This is a genomic window from Herbiconiux daphne (assembly GCF_024979295.1).
GTDB lineage: Bacteria > Actinomycetota > Actinomycetes > Actinomycetales > Microbacteriaceae > Herbiconiux > Herbiconiux daphnes.
Window position 1 is genome coordinate 1 of the sequence record NZ_JANLCJ010000795.1, and the last position, 526, is coordinate 526.

The following is a 526-nucleotide window of genomic DNA, read 5'->3' on the forward strand; positions in this document are numbered from 1 at the left end:
CTTCTGGTGCTGCAATCTTACCACCAGCGGCATAAGTAATTACGTCTGCCCCTACCTTCTCTGCTGTGGTTTTAGGCATCAGATACTGATCCAAATCACCATAACCAGCAGGGGCCATAGGCGTATACGTCCCATCACCTAGCCCTAACTTTTGACCAGCCCACGCACCGAATGATTTAGCGGCATTAACTGCTGATACACCAGCGTTAGCAATACCTGCTAAACCGCCTGCTGTAACCCTTCCTGCACTCGCTAAGCCTTCTCCTACCACTTCCCCGGCTGATAGCTCTTGCGGCTGCTGTGGGGCTTCCTGTGGCGTCTGTGGGGCAGGTTCTGGTGCTGCTGGCTGAGATACCGGATTCTGTGAATAAAACTCATTGTGCGCCGCGTCTACTTCATCTGCTGGCACTTGTGGCTTTACTACTTCATCAAAATATTGGGCCTGTGCTGCTGCTTTCTCTGGTGCGCTTAATGCCTGAAATTCTGGAGAGGCTTGCACCTCGTTCCATTTCTTAGCCATTATTGA

At 51.3% G+C, this 526-nt stretch carries 1 protein-coding gene; it reads right to left on the reverse strand.

Annotated elements, in window-relative coordinates; genetic code table 11:
• Positions 1-526, reverse strand: a 526-nt coding sequence (locus tag N1032_RS27740; RefSeq protein WP_259543956.1) for a hypothetical protein, incomplete at both ends; no start/stop codon positions are given.